Source organism: Spirillospora sp. NPDC049652 (assembly GCF_040675125.1).
In the GTDB taxonomy this organism is placed as follows: Bacteria; Actinomycetota; Actinomycetes; order Streptosporangiales; family Streptosporangiaceae; genus Spirillospora.
Genome location: NZ_JBFAOF010000525.1, coordinates 1 through 5,069 on the forward strand (window position 1 = coordinate 1; position 5,069 = coordinate 5,069).

The 5,069-nt window shown below is 73.8% G+C and carries 5 protein-coding genes; all 5 read left to right on the top strand.

All coding sequences use genetic code 11. The features are described from left to right. The first annotated feature begins 43 nt into the window (after window positions 1-43). Window positions 44-1,333: a (3,5-dihydroxyphenyl)acetyl-CoA 1,2-dioxygenase DpgC gene (gene dpgC / locus AB0J52_RS26900; RefSeq protein WP_500185101.1), complete on the top strand. Its 1,290-nt coding sequence runs from the start codon at window positions 44-46 to the stop codon at window positions 1,331-1,333. Further along, window positions 1,330-2,127 (top strand): enoyl-CoA-hydratase DpgD, encoded by a 798-nt coding sequence (dpgD, locus tag AB0J52_RS26905; RefSeq protein ID WP_500185102.1) that lies wholly within the window; start codon window positions 1,330-1,332, stop codon window positions 2,125-2,127. Before dpgC ends, dpgD begins: the two co-directional genes overlap by 4 nt. 84 nt (window positions 2,128-2,211) lie before the next feature. Further along, window positions 2,212-2,436 (top strand): MbtH family protein, encoded by a 225-nt coding sequence (locus AB0J52_RS26910; protein WP_500185104.1) that lies wholly within the window; start codon window positions 2,212-2,214, stop codon window positions 2,434-2,436. A gap of 71 nt (window positions 2,437-2,507) precedes the next feature. Beyond that, a complete protein-coding gene (locus AB0J52_RS26915) occupies window positions 2,508-4,658 on the top strand; it encodes an ABC transporter ATP-binding protein (protein WP_500185105.1) in 2,151 nt (716 codons plus the stop codon). Window positions 4,659-4,748: 90 nt separating this feature from the next. Further along, on the top strand, window positions 4,749-5,069 hold a 321-nt coding region (locus tag AB0J52_RS26920), incomplete at its 3' end, for an AMP-binding protein (RefSeq protein ID WP_500185106.1).

The window sequence follows — 5,069 nt, forward strand, 5'->3', positions numbered from 1 at the left end:
CCGCGTGCGACCGGGAGCTGCGCCGGACGGCCGGGGTGCGCCCGTGACCGCCGTGACCGAGCCGGGCCTCGGCGAGGCCGCCGCCCGGTTCGAGGACCTGCTGGACGTCACGCCCCCGCCGGCCGACCGCACCTCCGCGCAGCGCGCCGCGCTGGCCGCCGAGGCCGAGGCCGTCCGGCGGATGCGGATGCGGTTCATGGCCGAGCACGCCGAGGAGGTCTACGACCGGCTCACCGACGGCCGCACCCGGGACCTGCGCATCGACGAGCTGGTCGCGGCGGCGGCGGAAGCGTACCCGGGCCTCGTCCCGACCGCCGGACAGCTGGCCGCCGAACGGACCCGCGCCCAGGCCGACAAGGAGGGCCGGGAGATCGACCAGGGCATCTTCCTGCGCGCCGTCCTGCTCTCCCCGGTGGCGGGTCCGCACCTGATGGACGCGATGCTGAGGCCGACCCGGCGGGCGCTGGACCTGCTGCCGGAGTTCGTCCGCACCGGGACGCTGCGGACCGAGGCGGTCGAGCTGGAGCGCCGCGACGGCGTGGCGCACCTGACGCTGTGCCGGGACGACCGGCTGAACGCCGAGGACGAGACCCAGGTCGACGACATGGAGACCGCCGTCGACCTGGCGCTGCTCGACCCGCGGGTGCACGTCGGGCTCGTCCGGGGCGGCCCGATGAGCCACCCCCGCCACATGGGGCGGCGCGTCTTCAGCGCCGGCATCAACCTCAAGGCCCTGCACGCGGGCGACATCTCGCTGGTCGGCTTCCTGCTCCGCCGCGAGCTCGGCTACATCAGCAAGCTCGTCCGCGGCGTGCGGACGCCGGACGGCGAGCCCTGGCACTGGCCGACCCTGGACAAGCCGTGGGTCGCGGCGGTGGACGGGTTCGCCATCGGCGGCGGGATGCAGCTGCTGTTCGCGTTCGACCACGTGATCGCGGCCGCGGACGCCTACTTCAGCCTGCCCGCCGCGCAGGAGGGCATCGTCCCCGGCGCGGGGAACCTGCGGCTCGGGCGGTTCACCGGCCCCCGGGTGGCGCGGCAGGTCATCCTCGGCGGCCGCCGCATCTGGGCCACCGAGCCGGACGCGGCGGGACTGGCGGACGAGGTCGTCCCGCCCGGCCCGGAGATGGACGCGGCGGTCGAGCGCGCGGTGACGCGGCTCCAGGGGCAGGCCGTGGCCGTCAACCGCAGGATGCTCAACCTCGCGGGCGAGCCGGCCGACGAGTTCCGCCGCTACATGGCCGAGTTCGCCCTCCAGCAGGCGCTGCGCATCTACGGGCAGGACGTGCTGGCGAAGGTCGGCCGGTTCTCGGCGGGGGCCCGCCGGACATGACCGGCCGCCGCGTCCGATACGAGAAGAAGGACCACGTCGCGCACGTCACCCTGGACCGCCCGGACGTGCTCAACGCCATGGACCTGCGCATGCACGAGGAGCTCGCGGAGGTCTGGGACGACGTGGAGGCCGACGACGCGGTGCGCGTCGCGGTGCTGTCCGGTGCGGGCGACCGGGCCTTCTCGGTCGGGCAGGACCTGAAGGAGCGCGCCCGGCTCGGCGAGCGGGGCGCGCCCCCGACCACGTTCGGCAGCCGGGGCCTGCCCGGCTGGCCCCGGCTGACCGAGCGCTTCACCCTGTCCAAGCCGGTGCTGGCGAAGGTCCGGGGGTACGCGCTGGGCGGCGGGTTCGAGCTCGCCCTCGCCTGCGACCTGATCGTCGCCTCGTCGGACGCGGTGTTCGGCCTGCCGGAGGCCAGGCTCGGCCTGGTCCCCGGCGCGGGCGGCGCGTTCCGGCTGCCGCGCCAGATCCCGGTCAAGGCCGCGATGGGCCACCTGCTCACCGGGCGGCGCATGACGGCGGCGCGGGCGCTGGAGTACGGGCTGGTCAACGAGGTCGTCCCGGCCGAGCGGCTGGACGAGTGCGCGGCCGGCTGGCTGGCCGACCTGCTGGCGTGCGCGCCGCTGTCGCTGCGCGCGATCAAGGAGGCGGCGCTGCGCTCGCTGGACCTGCCGCTGCCGGACGCCTTCACCGCCGACTACGTCTGGGAGCGGCGCCGCAGGGACAGCGCCGACGCCGCCGAGGGGCCCCGCGCGTTCGCCGAGAAACGCCCGCCGCGGTGGCAGGGGAATTGATCCTCCCGGCGTCCAACTGTGCGCCTTGATGCATTTTCCGGAGCGTGGCTAGCGTGTCCGGTGAACCGATTAGAGGAGTGGGGCATGGCCAATCCTTTCGACGACGAGAACGGCACTTTCCTGGCGCTCATCAACGACGAGGGCCAGTATTCGCTCTGGCCCTCGTTCGCCGAGGTCCCGCAGGGCTGGACGATCGCGCACGGCGAGGACTCGCGCACCGCCTGCCTGGAGTTCATCGAGGAGAAGTGGACCGACATGCGGCCGCTGAGCCTCGTCGAGGAAATGCGCCAGTTCGAAAAGGCCGAGTGAATGTCGCCGTCCGGTCACGGGCCGCTTCGCGGGCAGAGCCGCGGACCTAGGAGAAAGGGGGTTGCGTCGAGATGATCGGCGGTCCGGGGCCGGTGATGATGGGCGGCCCGATGGAGGAGGGGCTCACCCGGCAGCGGGTGCGCCCCGGCACGGCGCGGCGCATCCTGCCCTACGCGCGCCCCTACAGGTGGCGGGTGGCCGCGCTGCTGCTGCTGACCGCGCTCGGCGCGGGCGTGGTGGTCGCCATCCCGATGTCCTTCAAGATCATCATCGACCAGGGGATCATCCCCGAGAAGACCTCGGTGGTGGTCTGGGTGGCGCTGGGCGTCGCCGGGCTCGCGGTCCTGGACGCGCTGATGCGCTGGGCCGACAGCGTGCTGTCGGCCCGCATCGGCGAGGGCCTGATCTGCGACGTGCGGGTCGAGGTGTTCGAGCACGTCCAGCGCCAGCCGCTGGCGTTCTTCGCCCGCACCCAGACCGGCTCGCTGGTCAGCCGGCTGAACAACGACGTGATCGCGGCGCAGCGGGCGATCACCGCGCTGCTGTCGAACGTGCTGTCCAGCGTGCTCACCCTCGCCCTGGTCCTCGGCACGATGTTCTACCTGTCCTGGCAGATCAGCCTGATCGCGCTGGTGGTGCTGCCGTTCTTCACCCTGCCCGGACGGCTGGTCGGCCGCAGGCTGCAGCGGCTCGTCCGCGAGTCGATGCAGCTCGACGCCGAGATGGGCGCGCTGATGCAGGAGCGCTTCAACGTCACCGGCGCGCTGCTGGCCAAGCTGTACGGGCGGCCCCGCGACGAGGCGGCGCTGTTCGGCCGGCGCGCCCGCCGCGTCCGCGACATCGGCGTGACCACCGCGGTCTACTCCGAGCTGCTGCTCATCACGGTCACGCTGATCGCCTCGCTGTCCACCGCCGTCGTGTACGGCCTCGGCGGCGCGCTGGTCATCGACCGGGACTTCCGGCTCGGCACCCTGGTCGCGCTCGCCACCCTGCTCGGACGGCTGTTCGGCCCCATCAACCAGCTCTCGAACATGCAGGCCAGCGTGATGACCGCGCTGGTCAGCTTCGACCGGGTCTTCGAGGTCCTGGACCTGAAGCCGCTCATCACCGAGTCCCCGAACGCCCGGCCGCTGGCCGCGGGCCCCGCGCCGGACGTCGAGTTCGACGGGGTCTCGTTCCGGTACCCGGCGGCGAGCGAGGTGTCCGTCGCGTCGCTGGAGCTGTTCGGCCGCTCCTCACCGCCCGGAGCCAACGGGGCTAACGGCGCCAACGGAGCCAACGGAGCCCGGGGCGCCAACGGCGCGAACGGTGTGAACGGCGCGGAGGCAGAGCTGACACTGCGGGAGGTCTCCTTCCGCGCGCCCGCCGGGAAGCTGACCGCGCTGGTCGGACCGTCCGGCGCGGGCAAGACGACGATCACGCACCTGGTGCCGAGGCTGTACGACGCCACGGCCGGGACGGTGCGGATCGGCGGGCAGGACGTGCGGGACACGACCATGGAATCGCTGCGCGAGACGATCGGCGTGGTCACCCAGGACGCCCACCTGTTCCACGACACGATGCGCGCCAACCTGCTGTTCGCGCGCCCGGACGCCACCGAGGAAGAGATCATCGAGGCGTGTGAGGCGGCGCGTATCTGGACCCTGGTCTCGTCCCTGCCGGACGGCCTGGACACCGTGGTCGGCGACCGCGGGTACCGCCTGTCCGGCGGGGAGAAGCAGCGGATCGCCATCGCGCGGCTGCTGCTGAAACAGCCGCGGATCGTGATCCTGGACGAGGCCACCGCGCACTTGGACTCCGAGTCCGAGGCGGCCGTGCAGCGTGCGCTGCGCACCGCGCTGGAGGGCCGCACCTCGCTGGTCATCGCGCACCGGCTGTCCACCATCCGGGAGGCCGACCAGATCCTCGTGGTGGACGGCGGCCGGATCCGCGAGTGCGGCACGCACGAGGAGCTGCTGGAGCGGGACGGCCTGTACGCCGAGCTGTGCCGCACCCAGTTCGCCGCCGCCCGCCCGATGCTCCGCGAGGAGCCCGCGCCCGTCGGCGGCCCGTTCCCCGGCCCCATGCACGGCGGCCCGATGCCGGGCGGCCCTATGCCAGGTGGGCCGATGCCGGGTGGGCCGATGCCGGGTGGGCCGATGCCGGGTGGGCCCGGCCCGGCGCCCATGCCCATCGGCGGACCCGGCCACGAACCGCCGGACGGAGCGCCCCCCGGCCGGTGACGTCCGGATCGCCGACCGGTCCGCGCGCCCCGCCCGCACGGGGCGCGCGGGCCGGACCATCCCCGCCCGTGTTCTTGGGAGAGGACCCAGATGAGTGCCTTGTCTTCGCTGGCCGAGCTGTTCCGGGCGCAGGTGGCGCGGACACCGGACGCGGTGGCGGTGGTGTCCGGCGACGTCCGGTGGACCTACGCCGAGCTCGACGCGCGCGCCGACCGGATCGCGCGCACCCTCCGCGCGCGGGGCGTCGGCCGGGAGGGCCTGGTCGGCGTCATGCTGGACCGGTCCGCCGACCTGGTCGCGGCGCTGGTCGGCGTGGTCAAGGCGGGCGGGGCGTATCTGCCGATCGACCCGTCCTATCCGGCGGAGCGCGTCGAGTTCATGCTCGCCGACGCGCGTCCGGCCGTCGTCGTG

What these genes read in the sequence shown, in the direction of transcription:
- dpgD (WP_500185102.1), top strand. Translation starts at nt 1,330, where the DNA reads ATGACCGGCCGCCGCGTCCGATACGAGAAGAAGGACCACGTCGCGCAC.
- AB0J52_RS26910 (WP_500185104.1), top strand. Translation starts at nt 2,212, where the DNA reads ATGGCCAATCCTTTCGACGACGAGAACGGCACTTTCCTGGCGCTCATC.
- AB0J52_RS26915 (WP_500185105.1), top strand. Translation starts at nt 2,508, where the DNA reads ATGATCGGCGGTCCGGGGCCGGTGATGATGGGCGGCCCGATGGAGGAG.